Here is a 22,825-nt window from a genome sequence, read left to right on the forward strand (position 1 = left end):
CGGACATCTGGCGGGCGGCGAGCCTGCTGGACGGCTAGCCGGCGGGTGAGCGGCCGGCGCGGTCGTCGGAGCGGGCGCCCCTGTTGGCGGGGGCGTCGGCGGGGGCGTCGTCCTGCCGTCCCAGCGGCTGCTCGGGCAGCAGCGCGGGCGGGTCGCCGGACGGCTCGTCCGGCCGGCTCTCCTGCCGGTCGGCGTCGGGCTCCCCCGTGGCGGACGGGTCGTCGGTGAGCGGCGGCGCGGTGATCTCCGGCTCGGACGTGTCCCCGTCGTCGGGGTTCACCGGAGGCGTGTCCTCCTGCTCGGGCACGTCACCGTCGTCGGTGGGCGCCGAGTAGTCGTAGCCGTAGCCGAGGTCGGACGGCTCGGGGAACTCCTCGACCGGCTTGCCCTCCATCGCCTCGGTCATGAACGCCCGCCAGATCTGCGCCGGCAGCTGGCCGCCGAACTGCGTGCCGTAGCCGGGGATGGTGACGGTGGCGTTGTCGTCGCGGAACATGGTGACCGCCGCCGCGAGCTGCGGGGTGAAGCCGTTGAACCAGACCGACTTGGACTTGTCCGTGGTGCCCGTCTTGCCGGCCACCGGACGGTCGTAGAGCCTGGCCGCGGCGCCGGTGCCGTACTTCACGACGTGCTGCATCGCGTACGTGGTGTCGGCGGCGGCCTGCTCGCCGACGACCCGGGTCGAGGCCGGCTTCACGACCTCCTCGCGGCCCTCGGCGTCGGTGACGGACCTGACCACGTGGGCCTCCATGTGCACGCCCTCGTTGGCGAACGTGGAGAACCCTGAGGCGTTCTGGACGGCGCTGACCGAGGCCACGCCGAGCGGGAACGACGCGGCGGTCTTGTGCCGGTCGAGCTGGGAGGCGGGGATGCCGGCCGCCTCGGCGACCTCGGCGACCTTGTCCAGGCCCACCTTCTGGCCGAGGTCGACGAACGCGGTGTTGACGGAGTTCTGGGTGGCGCTGATCAGGTTGATCTGGCCGTACGAGCGCCCGCTGTCGTTGGGGATCGGTTTGGACGCCGAGGCGACCTGCAGCGGCGAGTTGCCGTCGACCCGGGTGGACAGGTCGAACCCGTTGTCCAGGGCGGCCGCCAGGGTGTACGGCTTGAACGTCGAGCCGGCCATGACCTTGGCCGAGAACGCGCTGTCGTAGTAGGCCGACTGGGAGGGCCGGCCGCCGTAGAAGGCGACGACCTCGCCCGTCGCGGGGTCGACGGCCGCCAGCCCGGTGCGGACCTTCTCCGGCGTGGCGTCGGGCAGCGCGTTCGTGACCGCCCGCTTGGCCGCCTGCATGAGCTTCTTGTCGAACGTGGAGACGATCTTGAGCCCGCCGGAGTTGATGTCCTCGTCGCTGTGGCCGCGCCGGTTGAGCTCGGCGGTGACCTGCTCCAGCATGTACTGGGCCTGGCCCTTGAGCTCGAACGGCTTCTTCGGCGTGGTGAGGTCGGGGAACCGCTGGGCGGCGACCTGCTGGGGGGTGAGCGCGCCGGTCTGTCCCATCGCGTCGATCACCGACTTCCAGCGGGCCCTGGCGGCGGCGAGGTCGGGGCCCTTGGGCGCGGCGAAGCGGCTGGGCTGCTGGATGACGGAGGCGAGATAGGCGCCCTCGGCCACGCTCAGCTCGCCGACGTCCTTGCCGAAGTAGGCCTGGGCGGCCGACTGGACGCCGTTGGCGCCCCGGCCGAAGTAGATCGTGTTGAGATATTGCTCCAGCACCCAGTCCTTCGGCTTGGACTGGTCGACCTTCATCGCGATGAGGATCTCTTTGAACTTGCGGGTGACGGAACGTTCCTGGCTGAGCCCGCTGTAGTAGTTGCGCACGAGCTGCTGGGTGATCGTCGAGCCGCCCTGGAGTTGCTGCCCGGTGATGGTCGACCAGACGGCCCTGGCGGTGCCCTTGACCGAGACGCCGGCGTCTTCGTAGAACGAGCGGTTCTCGGCGGCGATGACCGCGGCGCGTACGTGCCGGGGCACCTGGGCCAGCTCGACCTTCTTGCGGTCGACGCCCTGCCGGGCGAGCACGGTCTTGCCGTCGCGGTAATAGATCACCGAGCCTTGTGCGGTGGCCTGTTTCTGGGTGCTGTCGGGAATCGGCGTCATCGCCCACGCGATGGCAAAAAGTCCGACAAGTACGAGGATTGCGGCGCCGAAAGAAATGGCCAGAAGTCGGAGAATCCGCCGTTTTCGCATCCTGTTTCCACCACCGCTCCGCACTCTCGACCCCCTTAGTCACGTGCCGCCCGACCCCCTGCAAGCAGGGCGAATGCCAAGGTTAAACGGTCGATGACGGTGCCTCGTCCCCCAGCGATAGTACGGCTAGAGCGCCCCGTGCCGCGGAACATCGGCGACCAATGGCAACACTCGGTAGGGAACCGGGGTGTCAAGGGCGATGATCGAATTAGTCCTGAGCACGCCGTGGACATCGACGATCTGATCGATGACGCGCTGCAGATCCGCGTTGGTCCGCGCCACCACGCGGCACAGCAGGTCGCTGTCGCCGGTGATCGTGTGCACCTCCAGAACTTCGGGGATGCGGGCGAGCCGGTCGGCCACGGGGTCGTGCCCCGCGACCTGCCTGATCTCCATGCTGACGAACGCCGTCACGTCATATCCGAGCGCGGCCGGGGAAACGTCGGGCCCGAACCCGGTGACCACGCCCCGGGCGACCAGCCGGTCCAGCCGGGCCTGGACCGTGCCACGCGCCACGCCGAGCCGTCGCGAGCATTCGAGCACGCCCAGCCGGGGCTCGGCCGTCAGGAGGGCGATCAGTCGGGCGTCCAGGTCATCGATCGTCATGCTGTACAGATTTACCGGACTTCTGCCATGGATGCTAGGCAGATTGTCCACCGTACAAGGTAACTCTTGCGCAACTCGTCTAGGAATATCGAGAGTTGGAGCTATGAATGATGTCTTTCCGGTTAACGGCATGGACGCCGTGGTGTTCGCCGTCGGCAACGCCAAGCAGGCGGCCCACTACTACTCGACCGCGTTCGGCATGAAGCTGGTGGCCTACCGGGGGCCGGAGAACGGCAGCCCCGACGTGGCCGCGTACGTGCTGACCTCGGGGAGCGCCACGTTCGAGTTCCGGGCCTCGATCAGGCCGGGCACCGACATGGCGCGGCACGTCGCCGAGCACGGCGACGGGGTGATCGACCTGGCCATCCAGGTGCCCGACGTGGAGGCGGCCTACGCCCACGCGGTCGCGCACGGGGCCGAAGGGCTGGCGGAGCCGTACACGTTGGAGGACGAGCACGGCAAGGTGCTGCTCGCGGCCGTCGCCACCTACGGCGAGACGCGGCACACGCTGGTCGACAGGGCCAACTACGGCGGCCCCTACCTGCCCGGCTACGCCCCGGCCGAGCCTCTGGTGGCGCCGCCCGCGACCAAGGGCGGGCGGCTGTTCCAGGCGGTGGACCACTGCGTCGGCAACGTCGAGCTGGGCAAGATGGACGAGTGGGTGGAGTTCTACCGCAAGGTCATGGGCTTCACGAACATGGCGGAGTTCATCGGCGACGACATCGCCACCGAATACTCGGCGCTCATGTCCAAGGTCGTGGCCGACGGCACGCGGAAGGTCAAGTTCCCGCTGAACGAGCCGGCCGTCAGCCGCAAGAAGTCGCAGATCGACGAATATCTGGAGTTCTACCGCGGCCCGGGCGTGCAGCACATCGCGCTGGCCACCAACGACATCCTCACGACGGTCGACCACATGCGGGCCGGCGGCGTGCAGTTCCTCGACACGCCCGCCTCCTACTACGACGACCCCGAGCTGCGGGCGCGCATCGGCGAGGTGCGGGCGCCGATCGAGGAGCTGAAGAAGCGCGGGATCCTCGTCGACCGCGACGAGGACGGCTATCTGCTGCAGATCTTCACCAAGCCCGTGCAGGACCGGCCCACGGTCTTCTTCGAGCTCATCGAGCGGCACGGCTCGCTCGGATTCGGCAAGGGCAACTTCAAGGCGCTCTTCGAGGCCATCGAGCGCGAGCAGGAACGCAGGGGCAACCTTTAGTTTGTCCCGACCCGGTGGTGGCCATCAGCACTTCATGGGATCGCCACCACCGGGGCTGGCGGGACGGTGGCGGCGGCTGTTCGCCGGACTTCTCGACTGGCTCATCGTCAACGTCGCCACCGCCCCCTTCACCTGGACGAGCTGGGAATACGCCTGGGACGGCGCCAGGGGCGGCTGGGAGCGCTATCCGGTGGAGCACACCTTCGCGGCCGGACTCGTGGCTTTCCTCTACTTCTGGCTCCTGCATGCCTTCTGGAATGGTCAGACGCTGGGCAAGAAGCTCTTCGGAATCCGCGTCGTGCAGGAGAACGGGGCCAAGATAGGCGTGGGACAGGCCGCGATCAGGCAGGCCGTGATGAGCGCACTCGCCTGGGCCTGCTGCGTCGGCCTCCTGCTCGACCTTGCCTGGATCCTCTTCGACCCCCGGAAGCAGGCCATCCACGACAAGGTCGCGAGGACGGTCGTCGTCCTCGCCTGACTCACCGTAGGATTCTCGTCACGATGCGAAGGGGGCTCGTCCGCCCATGCGACAACACAGGCGCGCGATCGCGCTGCTGGCGACGTTCGCCAGCCTCCTGGCCTGCTCGCCCGCGGACGCGCCGGCCGCGGCCGGGCACCGGCCGGGCGCGTCCGGCATCGGCGACACCGACTTCCCCGACGACGGCAACGGCGGCTACGACGTCAGCCACTACGACCTCGCGATCGACTACACCCCGGCGACCAGGCGGCTGGACGGCGTGGCCACCATCAAGGCCGGCGCCACCCAGGGCCTGTCCAGCTTCAACCTCGACCTGCTCGGGCTCGACGTGCGCCAGGTCACGGTCAACGGCTCCCCCGCCACGTTCACCCACCAGGGCGGCGAGCTGACCGTGCGGCCGGCCAAGCCGATCGACGACCGCGCCACGTTCACCGCGCGGGTCCGCTACTCCGGCCGCCCCCAGCCGGCCACGAGCACCACCAACCTCGGCACGTTCGGGTTCATCCCGACCGCCGACGGCGCGTTCGTGGCCTCCGAGCCCAACGGCTCCAAGACCTGGTTCCCCAGCAACGACCACCCCTCCGACAAGGCCACGTTTGCGTTCACGATCACCGTGCCCGCCGGGGTCACCGCGCTGGCCAACGGCGAGCTGACCGGCGAGCCCACGACGTCCGGCGGCAGGACCACCTACCGGTGGAGCGAGCGCCATCCGATGGCGACCTACCTGGCGACGGCCACGATGGGCACCTTCAAGCTGCGCAAGGGCAGCACGCCCGCGGGCGTGCCCAACCTCGCCGCCGCCGACCCCCGGTTCGCCTCCTCGCTCGACAAGCTCTACAAGGCCTCCGGCGAGATCACCGACTACTGGTCCACGGTCTTCGGCCCCTACCCGTTCGGCTCGACCGGCGGCGTGGTCGACGACTACGCCGCCGGCTACGCGCTGGAGAACCAGACCAAGCCGCTCTACGGCGGCTTCGAACCCGACGAGGGCATCATCGCCCACGAGCTGGCGCACCAGTGGTTCGGCAACAGCCTGACCATCCGCCGCTGGAAGGACCTCTGGCTCAACGAGGGGTTCGCCACCTACGCCGAGTGGCTGTGGTCCGAGCACAAGGGCAAGAAGACCGCCGACGAGATCTTCGAGGGCCATCACAACCGCCCCGCCGGCGACCCGATGTGGAAATACCCGCCGGGGCGGGCCAAGCCCGACGACCTGTTCAACCAGTCCGTCTACACCCGCGGCGGCATGACGCTGCACGCCCTGCGGCGGGCCGTCGGCGACGACACGTTCTTCGGACTGCTCAAGGCGTGGGCCGCCGACAACCGCTACGGTCACGTCACCACGGAGCAGTTCATCGAGCTGGCCGAGCGGATGTCGGGCAAGGACCTCAAGCCCCTCTTCGCCGCCTGGCTCTACCAACCCCGCCGCCCCGCCTGACCGCGGGCCGCGGGGAAACGCTTCTCGTCGCTCCGTCCAAGTACGGATGTAAGGGCGAACGACGAAGGGAGCGAGGCCAGTGCGCCTCAACGAAGACCCTGCGGCCTTTGAGGCCTTCTATCGCCGCCACGTCGATGCCGTCATGAAGTTCGTGGTCCGGCGGGTGAGCGATCCTCATCTCGCCGCCGACCTGACGGCGGACATCTTCCTGGCGGCCCTCGACTCGGCGCACGCCTACGTGCCCGGCAGGGGCAGCGAGATCGCATGGCTGTACGGCGTCGCGCGCAACGTCGTGTCGGCACGACATCGCCAGGCGGCCAGGGAGGCGCGGGCGGCCGGCCGCGTCGCGGGCCGCCGGCTGATGGACGACGACGATCTCGTCCGGATGGAGGAGCGGATCGACGCCGAGCGCCGGATGCGCAGCGCTCTGGAGGCCATGCGGGGTCTGCCGGAGGGCGAACGCGCGGTGCTGGAGCTCGTCGTGATCGATCAGCTCACCGTCACCGAGGCCGCGAAGGCTCTGGGCATCAAGCAGGTGACCGCACGAGTCAGACTGCATCGGGCCAGACGTGCTCTGGAAAACGTCGCTTCGCCATCGACCGTGTACCTGGAAGGACACGCATGAGCACTTTCGAAGAGCGCCTTCTCAGTGCACTCAAGGAAGAGATCACGGCAAGGACGGCGGAGGAAGAGATGACGACTGTGACACCGGTTCGGCGTAGCTCCCGGCGGCGCTTCATCGGGCTGTCCGCCGCGGTGGCGGGGGCTGCGGCGGCCACCACGGCTGTGTTGATGCTGACCGGGATGACCGGCGGCCCGGCCTACGCGGTGACCAGGGCCGCCGACGGCGGAGTGCGGGTGCAGATCAACGAGTTGACCGATCCGGAGGGGCTGCAGTCCGAACTGGCCGGCGCCGGGGTGAAGGCCGTGGTCGACTACCTGCCGTTCGGGCAGACCTGCCAAGGGTCCCGTGGCCGGGCGGGGTCCGTGAAGGGGCCGCTCGCGGTGAGCATCGGCAGGGCGGGCGACGGCATCTCGTTCTCGATAGAGAAGGGGCAGGTGCCCGCGGGCGAGACACTCGTCCTGGCCGTCACCAAGGCCAGGGACGGCGACGACAAGCCGCCGGTCGCGACCCATCTGCAGGTGGTCAGGGGCTCCGTCGCCCCCTGCCAGGCGACCTCGATGTCCATCCCGTCCCCCGGCGCGGACGACACGAGCGAGCAGGGCACGAACGACACGGGCACGAACGACGCGGGCACGGGCGAGGACGGCGGGCCGAGCCTCTCGACCAAGACGGAGGGCCGGGACGCGGGGCCCCACCTCGACCCCAAGACCCGATAACGCACCTGACGCGGCCGGCGGTCCCTCACGCTGGACCATTCGCCGGCCCGTTCCCCGGCCCGGCGGCCCTCCCGAGCAGAAGGGCCGCCGGGCCTTCACGTGCTCCAGTAGCTGTCCGTCGCGAGGATCAACGCGGCGGCTCCCACCAGCCCGGCCTCCTGGCCGAGAGCGGCGGGCACGACCTTGACCCGGCGGGCGAACTCCACCCTGGCGTGCTCGCGCAGCGCCTCCTCCAAAGGACCGAACAGCGGCTCGCCTGCCTGGGACAACCCGCCGCCGACGGTGACGAGGTCCAGGTCGCACAGGTGGGTCGCGGAGGCGATGGCGAGGCCGATCGCGCGCCCGGCCCGGCTCATGGCCCGCAGCGCGACCGGGTCCCCGGCCAGCGCGTCGGCCGCCAGCGCCCTCCCGGTGACGGCCCGATCCTCCCGGTAAGCCACTCCCGCGTCCCGCATCGCGGCAGGTGGCGCATCTGCGCCGGCTGTTCCTCGCGCAGGTTCGTCCGCCGGGGCGGCTCCGGGGGTCCAGCCATGGGCCAGGGCCCAGTCGGTGAGGGCGGGGCCGCGGGCGACGGCCTCCAGGCAACCGTGGCCGCCGCAACCGCAGCGCGGCCCTCCTGCCGGCTCGACCACCACGTGCCCGATGTGCCCGGCGTTGCCCGTCCTGCCGTTCACCAGCCTGCCGTTCAGGATGAGCCCGCCCCCCACCCCGGTCGAGACGACCATGCCCAGCATGTCGGCGACACCCTGCCCGGCCCCCTTCCAGTGTTCCGCCACGGCCAGGCAGATCGCGTCGTTGTGGAGGCGTACCGGTAAACCGGGGAAACGCGCGGCCAGCCGGGCGCGCAGGGGGAAGCCGCGCCAGGCGGGGATGTTCAGCGGCGAGACCTCGCCCTCGGGCCAGCGCATCGGCCCGCCACACCCCACCCCCACTCCTTCGACCCGCTGCGACAGCGGCTCGATGAGATCCACGAGGGCCTTCCACAGGGTGCCGGCGTCCGTGTCCTGCGGGGTGGCGGAGCGCCGGGCCTCGACCACCGTGCCGTCGTGGGCGACCAGGCCCGCGGCCATCTTGGTGCCGCCCACGTCGATCGCGAGGATCACCGACGGCCCGCCGTACGGTTCATGGCCCGCCCGCTGAGTTGGAGAACACCAGGACGGAGGCGGTGAAGCCGTGCACGTGGTTGTGGCCCGCGACGGGACCGACCTCGCCGGCCGCGAAGAAACCCGCCACGCCGATGGGTCCCAGCGTGTCGCGCAGGGCGACCGGGTCGTGGTCGGCGGTGCCGAACATGGCCGAGCCCCGGCCGTTGCAGGAGAACAGCAGCGCCCCGTCCACCTTGCCGATCTCCTCGCGGTGGGCGTCGAGCAGGTCATAGAGGTCCTCGTCGGCGGTGGCCGCGTCGCGCACCTGGAAGCGCACGGTCCTGCCGATCTCCACGATGTCGCCGATGGCCACGGCCTCGCGTTCGGGATCGATGCCGATGACTCCTCTGATGAGGAAGTCGCCGCGTTCGTGGCGTTCGGCGTATTCGTCCATCGCCACGCCGATCTGCAACCCGGAGGCGACCAGCTCGCGGTCGTCCTCGTCCAGCTCGCTGACGATGTCCTCGAGCCGGGCCAGCGCGGGCTGCCCGGCCAGTTCGAGCAGCAGGTTCTCTTCCGCCGCGGTGACCACCATGCTGGGGCCGATAGGGCGGCAGCCCTGGCTCACCACGGTGCTGATCTTCACCTCCCCGCTGATCAGCACGCCGATCGCGCCCTCGGAGTAGATCTCTCCGTCGGCGAACAACCGTACGGAACCCCGGCCCTGCAGCCCGTTGGCGAGCCCGCCGATCAGCGGCAGGTCGCCCAGCACGTCGGCCGAGCGCTCGACGAAGGCGTCGGTCGGGAACGTGTACGGATCGGCCAGCAAGATCGCCACATGGTCGTCGCCGTTGCGCTCCGGCAGCCCGACCACCACGAACCTGTCCTCGGCGGCCAGCGTCTCCAGCGCGAACGTGGTCAGTCTCGCCCCGTCCAGGGTCGCGGCCCAGGCGCTCACGGAGGGCGTCAGCTCCACTCCCTGACCGTCGCCGATCACTCCCGTGGCGCTGCATCCGATCACGTGTGCTTCGGGCGCGAGCTTCATCGCGGCCTCGCCGGCGCGGGCGACGTCGTCAGGGTCGTCGCCGCAGATGAAGAAGCAGACCAGGTCGGCTTGGCCGCTGAGCCTCGACAGTGCCCGGCCGACGGCACTCTCCGCGGCCTCCACCAGGTCGGAACCCACGGCGAGGCCGTCGGCGAAGCGGCTCGTCATCAAGGCCACGCGTCTCGCCTCCCCTCGACATGTCCAAGTTCCCTAGGCCCGATTCTCCCCACTAAAGGGACAAGCACGCGCACGAACCGCCACGCAATAGTCAAGATCCGAAATCTCCGCCAGATGCGAAAGACTCTGCCGCATTCCTCGCGGGGGACGTAGTCTCGATCCCGTGCATCAGCCACGTATTCTCCGCACGTTGCGAGAGAGCGGCCACGTTCATCGCACCGTCAAAGCCGAGGTCCGGGAAAACCTGCTGGCCAAGCTGCGGGCGGGTGAGCCCCGCTTCCCCGGCATCGTGGGCTTCGACGACTCCGTGCTCCCCCACCTCGAACGGGCCCTGCTGGCCGGCCACGACCTGGTCCTGCTGGGCGAGCGCGGCCAGGGCAAGACCCGGCTCATCCGCACCGTCACCGGGCTGCTCGACGAGTGGACGCCGGTCGTCGAGGGCTGCGAGATCAACGACCACCCGTACACACCGGCCTGCACGCGCTGCCAGGCGCTGGCGCGCGAGCTGGGCGACGAGCTGCCGGTCGCGTGGAAACACCGGGACGAGCGCTACGGCGAGAAGCTCGCCACACCCGACACCTCCGTGGGCGACCTGATCGGCGACGTCGACCCGATCAAGATCGCCGAGGGGCGCACGCTCGGCGATCCCGAGACGGTCCACTACGGCCTGGTCCCGCGCACCAACCGCGGCGTGTTCTCCGTCAACGAGCTGCCCGACCTGGCCGAGCGCATCCAGGTGTCGCTGCTCAACGTGCTGGAGGAGCGCGACGTCCAGGTGCGCGGCTACAACCTGCGGCTGCCGCTCGACATCCTGCTCATCGCCAGCGCCAACCCCGAGGACTACACCAACAGGGGCCGGATCATCACGCCGCTGAAAGACCGGTTCGGCGCCGAGATCCGCACCCACTACCCGCTGACGGTCGAGGACGAGCTGACGCTGATCCGCCAGGAGTCCATGCCCGACATCGGGGCCGACATCCCCGAGCACCTGGTCGAGGTGATCGCCCGGTTCACCAGGCTGGTCCGCGAGTCGACCGCGGTCGACGCCCGTTCCGGCGTGTCCGCGCGGTTCTCGATCGCGGCCGCCGAGACCGCGGCGGCCTCGGCGGTGCGCAGGGCGGCCCTCGCGGGCGAGGAGCAGGCCGTCGCGCGCGTGGTCGACCTGGCCTGCGTGGTGCACAGCCTGCGGGGCAAGGTGGAGTTCGAGGTCAGCGAGGAGGGCCGGGAGACCGAGATCCTGGCCCACCTGCTGCGCAGGGCGACCGCGGAGACGTTCAGGAACCGGCTGGGCGGCATGGACCTGTCGCCGGTGACCGACAAGTTCGCCGAGGGCAACCAGGTCGAGTCGGGCGAGCTCGTCCCCGCCGGGGAGTTGCTGCACCGGATCGGGCCGGTCACCGGGCTGGCGAAGGTCATGTCGAGGCTGGGCATGGGCGCGGGCGAGGAGTCGCCGGGGCATGCGGCGGCGGCCCTGGAGTTCGCGCTCGAAGGCCTCTACCTCATGCGCCGCCTGTCCAAGGAAGACGTTGACGGAGTGACCGTCTACCGGACGTGAACATCTGGGCGGTCTCCCGCGTCTTACGTGATACCAGCTCACGACGTCGGGGGAGACCGTCCATGCGCCCGCTTGCCTGCGCCACCGCAGCCACTCTCGTTCTGTGCGGCGTCGCCGCGCCAGCCGAGGCCGCCACCACCAAGACCGTTTACGGGTACGCCTGGTCCGACGGCCAGGACCGCCTGCGCATCGTGCCCCGATCCGCCTCGTTCGTGAAGCAGAAGGATTTCCTGGGCTACCGCCTCAAGGCGACCCCGGGCGCCAAGGAGCTCAGGCTCGACTACTCCAGGGCCGCCTACGGGCGGATCACGGTCGCCTGCGACCTGAAGGAGACCGAGGGCCGGGTGGCCGTCGACCGCAAGGGGCTCGGGCGCACCAGGTGCTCGCCCCGCGACCTGTCCACCGGCCTCGGGCGCGGCCCCGTACCAGTGCGCGTCGAGCACCGTGGGGGCAAGGTCACCAGGGTCAACGAGTTCGTGGTCGCCGACCGGCCCGGCCAGCGCTCCGCGCGCGGCACGATCCAGCGGATCGACGACACCGCCGTCGTGTTCGCGTCCGGCGGTAAGAAGATCAAGCTGGGCTACACGTACGCCACGAGCTTCTACCGCACCACCGCCCGGTGCGGGAGCGGCTGGCTCGCGGGCCGGCCGGTCAACGCGGACGCGAACGGCCTGGGCAAGAAGCCCTGCACCCCGGCCGACCTGACGAAGGCGCTCAAGCCGCTCCGCCACCCCGTGCTGGTGAAGATCGAGTACACCCCCGGAGCCGACTCCCTCGACCAGGTATGGGAGGTTTTCGGGGACGCGTGACCGCGCTTGTGGGGTTAGCGTGGTCCTGTGATGGCCTTTCGCTATGGCGAGTACCACGATGGCCCCGATCCCCTGGCCCCGCCCTACGACGTGCGGGCGGCGCTCGACGAGATGGGCGATGCGATCCTGTCGGGCTCGACGCCCGTCCACGCGCTGCGCGACCTGCTGAAGCGCGGTCTGCCCGGCGCGCAGGACCGCCGGGGCCTCGACGACATGCTCAAGCAGGTCCGCAGGCGCCGCCGTGACCTGCGCGAGCGGGGGCGGCTCGACGGCACGCTGGAGAAGGCACGGGCGCTGCTGGACAAGGCCATCGGCCAGGAGCGGGCCGAGCTGTTCCCCGATCCCTCCGACGAGGCGCGGCTGCGGGAGGCGGGGCTCGACGCGCTGCCCGAGGACACCGCCGCCGCCATCCAGGAGCTGAGCACGTACGAGTGGCGTTCTGCCGCCGCGCGCCAGACGTTCGAGGAACTGCGTGACCTGCTGCGGCGGGAGGTCCTCGACAGCCAGTTCAGGGGCCTGCGCGACGCGCTCGCGAACCCGGACCCCGAGGCGATGGAACGCGTCCGCCAGATGATGTCGGACCTGAACGACATGCTGGACAAGGACGCCCGCGGCGAGCACACCCAGGCCGACTTCGACGCCTTCATGGCCAGGCATGGCGACCTGTTCCCCGAGAAGCCGCGCGACCTGGAAGAGCTCGTCGACATCCTGGCCCGCCGCGCCGCCGCCACGCAGCGCATGCTGGCCTCGATGACGCCCCGCCAGCGCGAAGAGCTCGCCGGCCTCATCAACCAGACCCTCGACCAGGCCGGGCTCTCCGAGCAGATGCGCCGCCTCGGCGAAGCCCTCCACGCGCGCCGCCCCGACCTCGCCTGGAACGCCCCCGAACGCCTCACCGGCGAGGAGCCCCTCGGCATGGGCGACGCCGTCACCGCCCTGGAAGAACTCGCCGACCTCACCCAGCTGGAGACCGCCCTGCGCCAGGACTACCCGGGCGCGCGGCTCGACGACATCGACGAGGCCGCCGTACGCCGTGCGCTGGGCCGCTCCGCGGTCGACGACCTGGAGGCGCTCAAGCGCATCGAACGCGAGCTGGAGGAGCAGGGCTACCTCCTGCGCCGGCGCGGCAAGCTGGAGCTCACCCCGAAGGCGGTGCGCCGGCTCGGCGAGACGGCCCTGCGCCGCGTCTTCTCCTCGCTCGACGCGGGCCGCCGCGGCGACCACGACCAGCACGACGCGGGCTCGGCCGGCGAGCTCACCGGCTCGTCACGGCCGTGGCGCTTCGGCGACGAGCAGCCCATCGACGTGGTCCGCACCCTGGTCAACGGCGTCCGCAGCGGCGGCGTCGCGATCCGTACCGGCCAGGAGAGCGCGCGGGCCGGACGGGACGGTGGGCGGGCGGCCGTGCGGTTGTCGGTGGACGACTTCGAGGTGGCCGAGACCGAGCGGCGCAGCGCCGCGGCCGTGTGCCTGCTCGTCGACCTGTCCTACTCGATGGCCCTGCGCGGCACCTGGGCCGCCGCCAAGCAGACGGCGCTGGCCCTCCAGGCGCTGGTGGCCTCCAAGTTCCCGCAGGACGCCGTACAGATCATCGGCTTCTCCAACTACGCCAGGGTGCTGCAGCCCGACGAGCTGGCGGGCCTCGACTGGGACATGGTCCAGGGCACCAACCTGCACCACGCGCTCCTGATCGCCGGCCGCCACCTCGACCGTCACCCCGACTTCGAGCCCGTGGTGCTGGTGGTCACCGACGGCGAGCCCACCGCGCACCTGATGCGCAACGGCAGGTCCGCCTTCGAGTGGCCGCCGTCGAGCGAGACCCTGGAGCTCACGCTCTCCGAGGTCGACAAGATGACCCGGCGGCGGGCCACCCTCAACGTCTTCATGCTGGCGGCTGACGACCGGCTGAAGGAGTTCGTGGACGAGGTGGCCCGCAGGAACGGCGGCCGCGTCTTCTCCCCCAGCGCCGAGCGGCTGGGCGAATACGTGGTCAGCGACTTCCTCCGGCTGCGCCGGGCCCGCTGAACTGTCGGTGCTCTCTGCCACACTCGCAGACCATGAACGAAGACGTGTGCCTGCGCGACGTGGAGACGGCCGACCTTGAGGTGTTCCTGGCCCACGAGCACGATGCCGAGGCCGCGCGGCGGTCCAGGTTCGCGCCCAGGGAGCGGGAGGCGTTCATGCGCCACTGGACCACGCGGGTCCTCGGCGACCCGAAGGTCTTCGTCCAGGCGGTCACCGTCGACGGCGACCTGGCGGGCAACCTCGTGGCCTGGTGGGAGGATGACAGGCGCTTCATCGGCTACTGGTTCGGCCGGGCGTTCTGGGGCCGGGGCATCGGCAGCCGGGCCATGGAGCTCTTCCTGCGCCAGGAGCGCATCCGCCCGCTCCACGCCGACCCCTTCCACGCCAACACCGGCTCGGTCCGGCTGCTGGAGAAGCACGGTTTCCAGCGCGCGGGCACGGTCAGACACGGCGACGACGAGCACATCCTGCTCGTCCTCCACACCCCGCCGGCGCCGCTCTGACGGCCACCCTGCGCCTCCCCGGCCGACGAGTTCGCCCCGTCGTCCGGGGCGAACGGTGGCCGACGAGGTCAGGCGTCGACGAGACGGCAGTAGAAGTCGAGGGCGACGTCGAACCCGTCGCGGCAGTTGCGGTGGGAGCGGTAGCACGGACGCCAGGCCGAGCTGGCCCCCACGCCTGCCCTGGCGTCGCTGAGCGCCGACGGCACCCGCTCAGGCCTGGGCAGCAGCCCGTGGCCCAGATAGCGCACCCCGGCCAGCTCGCTGCGCAGGCCCGGCCCGCCGGAGACGAAGGTGCCCAGGCGCCAGCCGCTCTCTTCGTCCCAGACCAGCGCGCTTCCATCGGCCAGCTTCAGTGTGACGTCACGCGGGTCGCACGGGCCCTCCCACCAACCGGCCACCTCTGATCCCAGCACGTCGATGACCCGCTGCACGTAGCTGATCGGCTGCTGCAGCCACTCGTCGCTGTACGGCTCGACATGCCTGATGGCCACGGACGGCACCCCCTTGTGCCCTTACGGTAAGAAAAAGCGAACGGTGACCAACCATACCCGCGCTGAACTTATTCCGTTGCAGGCTCGTCTAGTCATTACGGACGATATTTACGGTCCAGACGGGGAAGGAGGAGCTTCCATGATTGCGGGACTCCTCATCGTGCTCATGGTCGTCGCCATCGTGATGACCGAGTTGATCATGCGCTGCGCGGAGGACGGCGAAGAGAGTGTCGAGTCCCCGGCGGAGATCGCCGGCGACTAGTCTCTCCCGCATGTCGTCCCTGTTTCTCTGGCTGCACATCGGTTTCGCGATCTTCACGATCGGCCCGATCACCGCCGCGACGATGGCCGCTCCGCGCGTCATCCGCAACAAGAACGTGCCCGTGTTGCAGAACATCCAGCGCATGACGAGGGTTTACAGCCTCGGCAGCCTGGGCGTCTTCGTGTTCGGGCTGATCCTCGGCATCGTTCTCGGTGGCGGGGTGCTCGGCCGGTGGTACATGACGGCGTCGATGACGTTGTTCATCGTGGGCGCCGTGCTGCTCGTCATCATCGACCGCGACCTGCGCACCGCCGTCCGCGCGCTCTCCAGTGAGGGCACGGAAGACGACGCGAAGGTGCAGAACGGCCGGATCGCCGCCATCAGCGGGCTGCTGTCGGTGATCTGGCTGGTCATCCTCTTCCTGATGGTGGTGCCCGGCTAGCACTCCAGCGACCTTTGCGATCTTGAGGCGTTGGGGTCACCTGGCGACGGCCACCGCGTGATCATTCGGGGTTCGTGAGAACGACAGAAGATCGTGCGGTGGCCGCGGGCCACAGCGCGGCCGGATGGCCCGGATCGCCGGCCTTGCCGGTCTCCGCTACGCCGCGTCACTGGCCGGGCTGTGACCCTGTACTGATCAGGCCCTGGCCGGTGCCGACGCCGCACAGCAGGGTGTCGACCACGCGGGTGGCGGCGACGTCGGGCTCGCACTCGCGGATCCGCGCCGCCACCCCGATCAGCGCGTAGAAGATCCATTTGGCCCAGGCGAGATCGGCGTCGGCACGCAGCACCCCGCTTTCCTGGGCCCTTCGGAGGAGATGGTCGCACCGCTGCTCCACTTCGGCATGGGTGCAGTCCGGCTCGCCGCCCTCCGGTCCGGTCAGGTCGAGCGCGAACGGCCACTGCCGCTTGACCCGCAGCACGTTGACCGTGACCTGGTAGAGCGCGACCAGCGGCGGGGTGGTCTCGGGATGGGCGGCGTCCACGGCCGCGGCGAACTCGCGGGCCGCCACCGCGGCCAGCGCCTCCAGCAGCGCCTCACGGGAGGCGAAGCGCCGGTGCACGGTCGTGCGCGCCACGCCCGCGGCCTCGGCGATCTGCTCCATGCTCGCCGCCGGATCCTCGGCGAACACCCGCTCCGCGGCCTCCAGGATCGTCCGCACCGTGCGTTCGGCGTCGGAGCGCAACGCCCTGGTCCTCTCACTCACGCCCCGAAGGATACGACATCGCCCCGGTTATCCATAAACTTGCAACATTCTGATGCAAGTCATAGGCTTCGTTGCATCGACAGTGATGCGATTCGTAAAGGGGAGATGTCATGGACATGCAACTCACCGGCAAGACAGCCGTCGTGACCGGGGCGAGCAAGGGCCTCGGCCTGGCGATCGTGCGAGCACTGACGGGCGAGGGCATGCGGGTCGTCGCGGCGGCACGCACGATCAGCTCGGAGCTCAAGGAGACCGGCGCGGCCGCCGTGACGGCCGACCTGTCCACCGCTCACGGGCCCGGCGAAGTGATCGCGCAGGCGCTGGCCGAGCTGGGCGAGATCGACCTGCTGGTCAACAACGTCGGCGGCGGCGAGGCGACCCCCGACATCGCCGGCGGGCTCGTGGCCATGAGCGACGACCTCTGGCAGCACTCGTACGACCTGAACCTCTTCAGTGCCGTACGCGCCACCCGCGCCGCTCTGCCCAGCCTGCTGCGGCGGCGCGGCAGCGTGATCAACATCTCCTCCGTGTCCGCCAGGATGCCGGGCGCCGGACCGATGCCGTACTCGACGGCCAAGGCGGCGCTCACCGCGTTCGGCAAGGCACTGGCCGAGGAGGTCGGCCCTCAGGGCGTGCGGATCAACACGATCTCCCCCGGCGCCGTCCGCACCCCCATGTGGGAGGCGCCGGGCGGGTACGGCGAGTTGCTCGCCGGCTTGAACGGCATGGAGCTGGAGCAGTTCCTGGCCGCACTGCCGGCCGCCACCGGCGTGACGACCGGCAGGTTCATCGAACCCGAAGAGATCGCCACGCTCGTCACCTGGCTGGCCTCACCCCACGCCGTCAGCGTCACCGGCACCGACTACATCGTCGACGGCGGCGTCGTCAAGACCGCCTGAACCGCCCAGCCGGCTCAGCCTCGCGCGCCCAGGGACGGTGGCGCAGGAGCCGGCCGGGCACCTGGGTTCAGGTGAGTGGGGCTAGCCGAGCGCCTGGGTGAGGTCGGCCAGCAGGTCGTCGACGGTCTCGATGCCCACCGAGAGCCGCACCAGGTCGGCGGGCACCTCGAGCGGCGACCCGGCGGCCGAGGCGTGGGTCATCCTGCCGGGGTGCTCGATGAGCGACTCCACGCCGCCGAGCGACTCCCCCAGCGTGAACAGCTTGGCCCTGTCGCACACCGCCACGGCCTCCGCCTCGCCTCCGGCGACGCGGAACGACACCATGCCCCCGAACCTCTTCATCTGTTTCACCGCCACCTCGTGCCCGGCGTGCTCGGGCAGGCCCGGGTAGAGCACGCTGGTGACGCGCGGGTGGGCGAGCAGCAGGTGGACGATGCGTTCGGCGTTGTCGCAGTGGCGGTCCATGCGCACGCCGAGGGTCTTGAGCCCGCGCAGCGTCAGCCAGGCGTCGAACGGCCCGGCCACGGCGCCGATCGCGTTCTGGTGGTAGGCGAGCTCCTCACCGAGCCCTCTGTCGGCCGCGATCAGCGCGCCGCCGACCACGTCGGAGTGGCCGCCGACGTATTTCGTGGTCGAGTGCACGACGACGTCGGCGCCGAGCGACAGCGGCTGCTGCAGGTAGGGCGAGGCGAAGGTGTTGTCGACCACCAGCAGCGAGCCGTTGTCATGGGCCAGCTGCGCCAGCGCGGCGATGTCGGCGATGCCGAGCAGCGGGTTGGTGGGCGTCTCGACCCAGACGATCTTCGTCTTCTGTGTCATGGCGGCGGCCACCGCGTCGAGGTCGTGCAGCGGGACCGGGTCGTAGTGGAGGTCCCAGCGCTCGTTGACCTTGGCGAACAGCCGGTAGGTGCCGCCGTAGGCGTCGTTGGGGATGATCACATGGTCCTGCGGCTTGCAGACCGCGCGCAGCAGGGTGTCCTCGGCGGCCAGACCCGAGGCGAACGCGAGCCCGCGCGCCCCGCCTTCCACCGCCGCCAGCGCCTCTTCGAGCGCGGTCCTCGTGGGGTTGGCGGAGCGGCTGTACTCATATCCCGAACGCAGGCCGCCCACGCCGTCCTGCTTGTAGGTGGACGTGGCGTAGATCGGCGGCACGACCGCGCCGGTCAGCGGGTCGGGCTCCTGACCTGCGTGGATGGCCAGGGTCTCAAAACCGTTGCTCATACAGGCCACGTTAACGGAAGTCGGCCCGCGATCCGTTCCCCTCCGGATCACGGGCCGCCGACGGGACGCCGCCCCTCAGGGGCTCCCGTCGAGGCTCGCGCACCATGCCCGCGCGAGCCACGGATGGTCAGGCGGCCCTCGGTTCCTGACGGTCCCCGCCTGACCGGGGCGGGAGCCGTACCACGTCCGCCTTGATGAAGCGGCCGCTGCCGCCCTCCGCGTGCTCCCCGTTGATGCGGGAGAGCAGCACGGGGTCGGCCAGGGCGAGCAGCACCCCGACGACCAGCCCGATACCCAGCAGCGCGAACCCGATGGCCACCATTTCCTGTCCCCTTCCGACCTCTCCAGCATCGGCGAAGGGCCCGGTTTCCGCCTCAGCTCAAGGGCTGGTCTCGTACGCGGCTCCTCGGCCGAACGGCTGATACGACCTGTCCGACTTGCGGCTTAGGCTCGGGGCGTGGGGGATTCCAAGCGCGTCGTGTACTGGGTCCGCCGGCTGAGTGAGCTGGCGATGCTCGGCTGGCTCGGCATGATGTGGCTGATCGACCTGGCGCTCGCCTACTCCATCGGTGGAGTCCAGTGGCTGGTGCCCGTCTGCGGCGCGGTGGGCACGGCGGCCGTGGTGCTGCGGCGCCGCCACCGCCTGCGCGGCTTCTGCGTCATGCTGGCCACGTCGTTCTGCGCCTCGCTGGCGATCGGCGGCACCGGGCTCGCGGGCGTGCCCGGCATGGCGGAGACCGGGTCGCTGCTCATCCTGCTCATCGGCGCGCTGCGACACGTGGAGCCGGTGCGGCGGGCCGCGGCCCTGGCGTGCGCGGGGTTGGTCGTCCTGATGTCGGAGTCCATCGGGCGCGACTACAACAGCTCGGGGCTGGTGTTCTCGTTCCTGCTGTTCGCGGCCTGGTCGATGGCCGCAGGCGTCGGCGGCTACCTCCGCTTCCAGCAGGAGCGCCGCGTGGAGGCGGTCCACTCGGTACGCAGGGCCGAACGCCTGGAGCTGGCCAGGGAGCTGCACGACCTGGTCGCCCACTACATCACGGGCATCGTCGTCCAGGCCCAGGCCGCCAGGACGGTCGCCCGGACCAGCCCCGAGGCGGTGACGCCCGCGCTGGACGCGATCGCCACGGCCGGTTCGGAGGCGCTGACCTCGATGCGGCGCATGGTGACGGTGCTGCGCGCGGAGGACGACCCGTCCCGCAAGCCCGGCGTCACGCTGGCCGACCTGCGCATGCTGACGGAGAAGTTCTCCTCCGACGGGCCGAAGGTGGCGTTCGAGATCGGCCAGGGGATCGACGATCGTACGCTGCCTCCCGAGGTGATGACCACCCTGCACCGGGTGCTGCAGGAGGCACTCACGAACGTGCGCAAGCACGCATCCCGCGCCGCCTGGGTGGAGGCCGACTTACGGCGGCACGCGAAGGTCGTGACGTTGCGGGTGCGCAACTTCGGTGCGGCCTCGGATCCCCGGGTCGCCCGCCTCGGCGGCGGGTTCGGGCTGGTCGGGATGGCCGAGCGGGTCGAGGCTCTGGGCGGCAGGCTCTATGCGGGCCCGTCGCCCGAGGGGGCCTGGGAAGTGATCGCCGAGTTCGCGCTGCCCTGAGCAGTCCGAAGCGCCGTGCCGCAGGGCGCGTTGTTCGACCGGGCCGACGCGGAGGGGCGCGGCGACGAGGGCTTCAGCACCGCGACCGGGTCGATCGGGTAGCCCTGACGGCCCTCCCCCAGGCCGCCGTCCGGCGGCGGCCTGGGGAAAGGGGGTCAGTGGTTGGCGAGGAAGGCGAGCAGGTCGTGCCTGGTGATCAGGCCGGCGGGCTTGCCGTCTTCCAGCACAACGGCCGCATCGGCCTTCTCCAGCGCTTCGACCGCACGCGCCACAGGTTCACCGCTGCCGATCGTGGGTAGCGGCGCTGACATGTGATCGGCGATCGTGTCGTCGGAGGAGATCCTGCCGTGATAGAGGGCTTCGAGGAGATCGCGTTCGACGATGGAGCCCACCACTTCGGCCGCCATGACCGGCGGCTCCTCCTTCATCACGGGAAGCTGCGACACCGAGTATTCGCGCATGATCGCGATGACCGTGCTGACCGACTCGTACGGGTGCGCGTGCACGAACTCCGGCAGCCCTGCCCCCTTACGTGCCAGCACGTCGCCGACCAGCCCTTCGTCGGACGTGGTGGTCAGGAAGCCGTAGTCGGCCATCCAGTCGTCGTTGAAGATCTTGGACAGGTAGCCGCGGCCGCCGTCGGGCAGCAGCACGACGATCACGTCGTCGGGCGCGGCGGTGGCCGCCACCCGCAGCGCCGCCACCACGGCCATCCCGCAGGAGCCGCCGACCAGCAGCCCTTCCTCGCGGGCGAGCCTGCGGGTCATGTTGAACGACTCCTTGTCGGTGACCGCGATGATCTCGTCACAGATCTTGGTGTCGTACGTGGCCGGCCAGATGTCCTCCCCGACCCCCTCGACGAGGTAGGGGCGCCCGGACCCGCCCGAGTAGACCGACCCCTCGGGGTCGGCTCCGATGATCTTCACCCGGCCGCCGGAGACCTCCTTGAGGTAGCGGCCCGTGCCGCTGATCGTGCCCCCGGTGCCGATGCCGGCCACGAAGTGGGTGACCCGGCCGTCGGTCTGCTCCCAGATCTCGGGGCCCGTCGAGTGGTAGTGGGAGTCGGGGTTGTTGATGTTGGTGTACTGGTTCGGCTTCCAGGCGTTGGGCACCTCGCGGGCCAGCCGGTCGGAGACCGAGTAGTAGGAGTCGGGGTGGTCGGGCGAGACGGCGGTCGGGCAGACGACGACCTCGGCCCCGTAGGCGCGCAGCACGGAGATCTTGTCCTGGGCCACCTTGTCGGGCACCACGAACAGGCACCGGTAACCCTTCTGCTGCGCCACGATGGCCAGGCCCACGCCGGTGTTGCCGGACGTCGGCTCGACGATGACGCCTCCGGGACGCAGCTCGCCGGACGCTTCGGCGGCTTCGATCATGCGTGCCGCGATGCGGTCCTTGACCGAACCGCCGGGATTGAAGTATTCGACCTTCGCGACCACCTGGGCGGGCAACCCCGCGGTGACTTTGTGCAGCCGGACGAGCGGAGTGTTCCCCATCAGGTCGACCAGGGAATCGTAAACGCGCACCGAGGTGTTCACCTTCTTTGCCGAAGCTTGATCAGCTTGCCTGGGGCCGAGGTCCCAAGGGGGTGGCGGGGCCTCAGCTAGTTTTCAAGCAAACGCTACCGCCGAGTTCGACCAGGGAGGTCACGTACGTGGTGTGGGCAGCTGGCGTGGCGCGCGCGGCGCGGAAGATCGCGACGGCGGCGGCTCTCGGAGGTGGCGGGCTGACCGCCCTGGGAGCCACGGCATACGGACTGCTGATCGCCGAGGGGTTGCTCGCCCGCAGGGTCATCGGGCAGCCGCACGGCCTGGACGGCCCGGTCTCCGACGGCACGTACGGCGACTTCCCCGGCGTGCCGCTCAACCTGGCCATGCTCGGCGACTCCACCTCCGTGGGGCTCGGGGTGAGCGGGCCCAGCCACACCCCCGGCGTCATGCTGGCGAACGGCCTGGCCGCGGTGGCGGAGCGGCCGGTGCGCCTTCTCGTGGCCGGCAAGTCGGGCACCCCGTCGGCCGAGCTGGGCGAGCAGGTCGACGCCGCCCTGGCCATGGGCCCCGACGTGGCGGTGATCTTCGTGGGGGCGAACGACATCATCACGCAGACGCCGCCCGCGGTGGCCGTACGCCATCTGACCAAGGCCGTGCGGCGGCTGCGGGACGCGGGCGCGGAGGTGGTCGTGGGCACGTGCCCCGACCTCGGCACGGTGCGGCCGATCGCGCAGCCGCTGCGCTGGGTGACGCGACGGTGGAGCAGGCAGCTCGCGGCGGCGCAGACGGTGGCGGTGGTGGACGCGGGCGGCCGTACGGTGGCGTTCGCCGACGTCCTGGGGCCGGAGTTCGCGACAAATCCGACGGAAATGTTCGGACCGGATCGATTCCATCCATCTGACCAAGGTTACGCACAGGCCGCTTACGCGGTGCTACCGTCAGTGTGCGCTGCGTTGGGACTGTGGCCTGAACCCACACCCGCACGTGGCGAAGCACTGCAACCGATTTACCTTGCGGCGGCTACGGCCGCGGAGGAGCCCGGCACCGAGGTCACCGCGACCCGGGTCGACGGGCGGGCGACGGGCCTGCACGGCAAGTGGGTGACGTTGTTCCGCCGGCGGCTCGGCGAGCCGCTCAACGACGCCTGACCGCGGTCACCCTCCGAGCCAGAGCCGTCACTCTCCGTCC

At 70.4% G+C, this 22,825-nt stretch carries 23 protein-coding genes; 14 read left to right on the forward strand and 9 right to left on the reverse strand.

Annotated features, from left to right (window positions below):
• Nucleotides 1-34: 34 nt before the first annotated feature.
• Nucleotides 35-2,101, reverse strand: a complete 2,067-nt coding sequence (locus tag ACZ6SA_RS21195; RefSeq protein ID WP_465829739.1) for a transglycosylase domain-containing protein — start codon at nucleotides 2,099-2,101, stop codon at nucleotides 35-37.
• A 216-nt stretch (nucleotides 2,102-2,317) separates the two neighbouring features.
• Nucleotides 2,318-2,797 (reverse strand): Lrp/AsnC family transcriptional regulator, encoded by a 480-nt coding sequence (locus tag ACZ6SA_RS21200; RefSeq protein ID WP_347646270.1) that lies wholly within the window; start codon nucleotides 2,795-2,797, stop codon nucleotides 2,318-2,320.
• Nucleotides 2,798-2,900: 103 nt separating this feature from the next.
• On the opposite strand from ACZ6SA_RS21200, the gene hppD reads away from it, so the two are divergent.
• The 5 genes from hppD to ACZ6SA_RS21225 all read left to right on the forward strand — a co-directional run bounded on the left by hppD (nucleotide 2,901) and on the right by ACZ6SA_RS21225 (nucleotide 7,267).
• Nucleotides 2,901-4,010, forward strand: a complete 1,110-nt coding sequence (gene hppD, locus ACZ6SA_RS21205) for a 4-hydroxyphenylpyruvate dioxygenase (RefSeq protein ID WP_347646269.1) — start codon at nucleotides 2,901-2,903, stop codon at nucleotides 4,008-4,010.
• Between the two features lie 34 nt (nucleotides 4,011-4,044).
• The gene (locus ACZ6SA_RS21210) at nucleotides 4,045-4,488 is read left to right on the forward strand and encodes an RDD family protein (RefSeq protein WP_347646268.1); all 444 of its coding nucleotides are present in this window, start codon (nucleotides 4,045-4,047) and stop codon (nucleotides 4,486-4,488) included.
• Between the two features lie 46 nt (nucleotides 4,489-4,534).
• Complete coding sequence (locus tag ACZ6SA_RS21215; protein WP_465829742.1) at nucleotides 4,535-5,926, forward strand: M1 family metallopeptidase; 1,392 nt, start codon at nucleotides 4,535-4,537, stop codon at nucleotides 5,924-5,926.
• Nucleotides 5,927-6,005: 79 nt separating this feature from the next.
• Nucleotides 6,006-6,551: an RNA polymerase sigma factor gene (locus tag ACZ6SA_RS21220; protein ID WP_347646266.1), complete on the forward strand. Its 546-nt coding sequence runs from the start codon at nucleotides 6,006-6,008 to the stop codon at nucleotides 6,549-6,551.
• Between the two features lie 68 nt (nucleotides 6,552-6,619).
• Entirely contained in the window at nucleotides 6,620-7,267 is a 648-nt protein-coding gene (locus ACZ6SA_RS21225; RefSeq protein WP_347646265.1) for a twin-arginine translocation signal domain-containing protein, read from the forward strand.
• 95 nt (nucleotides 7,268-7,362) lie between these two features.
• On the opposite strand, the gene ACZ6SA_RS21230 is transcribed toward ACZ6SA_RS21225, so the two are convergent.
• Together ACZ6SA_RS21230 and ACZ6SA_RS21235 are read right to left on the reverse strand one after the other, a co-directional pair.
• Nucleotides 7,363-8,370, reverse strand: a complete 1,008-nt coding sequence (locus ACZ6SA_RS21230; protein WP_347646264.1) for an ROK family protein — start codon at nucleotides 8,368-8,370, stop codon at nucleotides 7,363-7,365.
• Between the two features lie 19 nt (nucleotides 8,371-8,389).
• Nucleotides 8,390-9,565 carry an FIST signal transduction protein gene (locus ACZ6SA_RS21235; protein ID WP_347646458.1) on the reverse strand — a complete coding sequence of 392 codons (1,176 nt, stop codon included), beginning with the start codon at nucleotides 9,563-9,565 and terminating at the stop codon, nucleotides 8,390-8,392.
• 172 nt (nucleotides 9,566-9,737) lie between these two features.
• Here ACZ6SA_RS21235 and ACZ6SA_RS21240 point away from each other — a divergent pair, with 172 nt between their 5' ends.
• The 4 genes from ACZ6SA_RS21240 to ACZ6SA_RS21255 all read left to right on the forward strand — a co-directional run bounded on the left by ACZ6SA_RS21240 (nucleotide 9,738) and on the right by ACZ6SA_RS21255 (nucleotide 14,466).
• The gene (locus tag ACZ6SA_RS21240) at nucleotides 9,738-11,129 is read left to right on the forward strand and encodes a sigma 54-interacting transcriptional regulator (protein WP_465829746.1); all 1,392 of its coding nucleotides are present in this window, start codon (nucleotides 9,738-9,740) and stop codon (nucleotides 11,127-11,129) included.
• Nucleotides 11,130-11,191: 62 nt separating this feature from the next.
• Nucleotides 11,192-11,938 carry a hypothetical protein gene (locus ACZ6SA_RS21245; RefSeq protein WP_465829748.1) on the forward strand — a complete coding sequence of 249 codons (747 nt, stop codon included), beginning with the start codon at nucleotides 11,192-11,194 and terminating at the stop codon, nucleotides 11,936-11,938.
• Nucleotides 11,939-11,968: 30 nt separating this feature from the next.
• The gene (locus ACZ6SA_RS21250; RefSeq protein WP_347646261.1) at nucleotides 11,969-13,963 is read left to right on the forward strand and encodes a vWA domain-containing protein; all 1,995 of its coding nucleotides are present in this window, start codon (nucleotides 11,969-11,971) and stop codon (nucleotides 13,961-13,963) included.
• Between the two features lie 32 nt (nucleotides 13,964-13,995).
• Nucleotides 13,996-14,466, forward strand: coding sequence for a GNAT family N-acetyltransferase (locus ACZ6SA_RS21255; protein WP_347646260.1), 471 nt, complete (start codon nucleotides 13,996-13,998; stop codon nucleotides 14,464-14,466).
• A gap of 68 nt (nucleotides 14,467-14,534) precedes the next feature.
• Here ACZ6SA_RS21255 and ACZ6SA_RS21260 read toward each other — a convergent pair whose 3' ends face one another.
• Nucleotides 14,535-14,957, reverse strand: a complete 423-nt coding sequence (locus ACZ6SA_RS21260; RefSeq protein ID WP_347646259.1) for a DUF6292 family protein — start codon at nucleotides 14,955-14,957, stop codon at nucleotides 14,535-14,537.
• A gap of 139 nt (nucleotides 14,958-15,096) precedes the next feature.
• Here ACZ6SA_RS21260 and ACZ6SA_RS21265 point away from each other — a divergent pair, with 139 nt between their 5' ends.
• Nucleotides 15,097-15,219, forward strand: a complete 123-nt coding sequence (locus ACZ6SA_RS21265; RefSeq protein ID WP_347646258.1) for a hypothetical protein — start codon at nucleotides 15,097-15,099, stop codon at nucleotides 15,217-15,219.
• A gap of 10 nt (nucleotides 15,220-15,229) precedes the next feature.
• Complete coding sequence (locus tag ACZ6SA_RS21270; RefSeq protein ID WP_347646257.1) at nucleotides 15,230-15,661, forward strand: hypothetical protein; 432 nt, start codon at nucleotides 15,230-15,232, stop codon at nucleotides 15,659-15,661.
• A 166-nt stretch (nucleotides 15,662-15,827) separates the two neighbouring features.
• On the opposite strand, the gene ACZ6SA_RS21275 is transcribed toward ACZ6SA_RS21270, so the two are convergent.
• On the reverse strand, nucleotides 15,828-16,427 hold the full coding sequence (locus tag ACZ6SA_RS21275; protein ID WP_465829751.1) for a TetR/AcrR family transcriptional regulator: 600 nt from the start codon (nucleotides 16,425-16,427) through the stop codon (nucleotides 15,828-15,830).
• Nucleotides 16,428-16,537: 110 nt separating this feature from the next.
• On the opposite strand from ACZ6SA_RS21275, the gene ACZ6SA_RS21280 reads away from it, so the two are divergent.
• Complete coding sequence (locus tag ACZ6SA_RS21280) at nucleotides 16,538-17,326, forward strand: oxidoreductase (protein ID WP_465829753.1); 789 nt, start codon at nucleotides 16,538-16,540, stop codon at nucleotides 17,324-17,326.
• Nucleotides 17,327-17,407: 81 nt separating this feature from the next.
• On the opposite strand, the gene ACZ6SA_RS21285 is transcribed toward ACZ6SA_RS21280, so the two are convergent.
• Both ACZ6SA_RS21285 and ACZ6SA_RS21290 read right to left on the reverse strand, forming a co-directional pair.
• Nucleotides 17,408-18,547, reverse strand: coding sequence for a cystathionine gamma-synthase (locus ACZ6SA_RS21285; protein ID WP_347646254.1), 1,140 nt, complete (start codon nucleotides 18,545-18,547; stop codon nucleotides 17,408-17,410).
• 127 nt (nucleotides 18,548-18,674) lie between these two features.
• Entirely contained in the window at nucleotides 18,675-18,869 is a 195-nt protein-coding gene (locus ACZ6SA_RS21290; RefSeq protein WP_347624100.1) for a hypothetical protein, read from the reverse strand.
• A gap of 135 nt (nucleotides 18,870-19,004) precedes the next feature.
• Between ACZ6SA_RS21290 and ACZ6SA_RS21295 the strand changes: the two genes are divergently transcribed.
• Entirely contained in the window at nucleotides 19,005-20,147 is a 1,143-nt protein-coding gene (locus ACZ6SA_RS21295) for a sensor histidine kinase (RefSeq protein WP_347646253.1), read from the forward strand.
• A gap of 155 nt (nucleotides 20,148-20,302) precedes the next feature.
• Here ACZ6SA_RS21295 and ACZ6SA_RS21300 read toward each other — a convergent pair whose 3' ends face one another.
• A complete protein-coding gene (locus ACZ6SA_RS21300) occupies nucleotides 20,303-21,673 on the reverse strand; it encodes a cystathionine beta-synthase (protein WP_347646252.1) in 1,371 nt (456 codons plus the stop codon).
• 128 nt (nucleotides 21,674-21,801) lie between these two features.
• On the opposite strand from ACZ6SA_RS21300, the gene ACZ6SA_RS21305 reads away from it, so the two are divergent.
• Entirely contained in the window at nucleotides 21,802-22,785 is a 984-nt protein-coding gene (locus ACZ6SA_RS21305) for an SGNH/GDSL hydrolase family protein (protein ID WP_465829757.1), read from the forward strand.
• The last annotated feature ends 40 nt before the right edge of the window (nucleotides 22,786-22,825 follow it).

The organism is Nonomuraea sp. NPDC049378 (assembly GCF_055586745.1).

Bases quoted from the DNA above. Each gene is read 5' to 3' on its own strand.
- ACZ6SA_RS21195 (WP_465829739.1), bottom strand. From the start codon at position 2,101: ATGACGCCGATTCCCGACAGCACCCAGAAACAGGCCACCGCACAAGGC.
- ACZ6SA_RS21200 (WP_347646270.1), bottom strand. From the start codon at position 2,797: ATGACGATCGATGACCTGGACGCCCGACTGATCGCCCTCCTGACGGCC.
- hppD (WP_347646269.1), top strand. From the start codon at position 2,901: ATGAATGATGTCTTTCCGGTTAACGGCATGGACGCCGTGGTGTTCGCC.
- ACZ6SA_RS21210 (WP_347646268.1), top strand. From the start codon at position 4,045: ATGGGATCGCCACCACCGGGGCTGGCGGGACGGTGGCGGCGGCTGTTC.
- ACZ6SA_RS21215 (WP_465829742.1), top strand. From the start codon at position 4,535: ATGCGACAACACAGGCGCGCGATCGCGCTGCTGGCGACGTTCGCCAGC.
- ACZ6SA_RS21225 (WP_347646265.1), top strand. From the start codon at position 6,620: ATGACGACTGTGACACCGGTTCGGCGTAGCTCCCGGCGGCGCTTCATC.
- ACZ6SA_RS21235 (WP_347646458.1), bottom strand. From the start codon at position 9,565: ATGACGAGCCGCTTCGCCGACGGCCTCGCCGTGGGTTCCGACCTGGTG.
- ACZ6SA_RS21245 (WP_465829748.1), top strand. From the start codon at position 11,192: ATGCGCCCGCTTGCCTGCGCCACCGCAGCCACTCTCGTTCTGTGCGGC.
- ACZ6SA_RS21250 (WP_347646261.1), top strand. From the start codon at position 11,969: ATGGCCTTTCGCTATGGCGAGTACCACGATGGCCCCGATCCCCTGGCC.
- ACZ6SA_RS21255 (WP_347646260.1), top strand. From the start codon at position 13,996: ATGAACGAAGACGTGTGCCTGCGCGACGTGGAGACGGCCGACCTTGAG.
- ACZ6SA_RS21265 (WP_347646258.1), top strand. From the start codon at position 15,097: ATGATTGCGGGACTCCTCATCGTGCTCATGGTCGTCGCCATCGTGATG.
- ACZ6SA_RS21270 (WP_347646257.1), top strand. From the start codon at position 15,230: ATGTCGTCCCTGTTTCTCTGGCTGCACATCGGTTTCGCGATCTTCACG.
- ACZ6SA_RS21280 (WP_465829753.1), top strand. From the start codon at position 16,538: ATGGACATGCAACTCACCGGCAAGACAGCCGTCGTGACCGGGGCGAGC.
- ACZ6SA_RS21285 (WP_347646254.1), bottom strand. From the start codon at position 18,547: ATGAGCAACGGTTTTGAGACCCTGGCCATCCACGCAGGTCAGGAGCCC.
- ACZ6SA_RS21290 (WP_347624100.1), bottom strand. From the start codon at position 18,869: ATGGTGGCCATCGGGTTCGCGCTGCTGGGTATCGGGCTGGTCGTCGGG.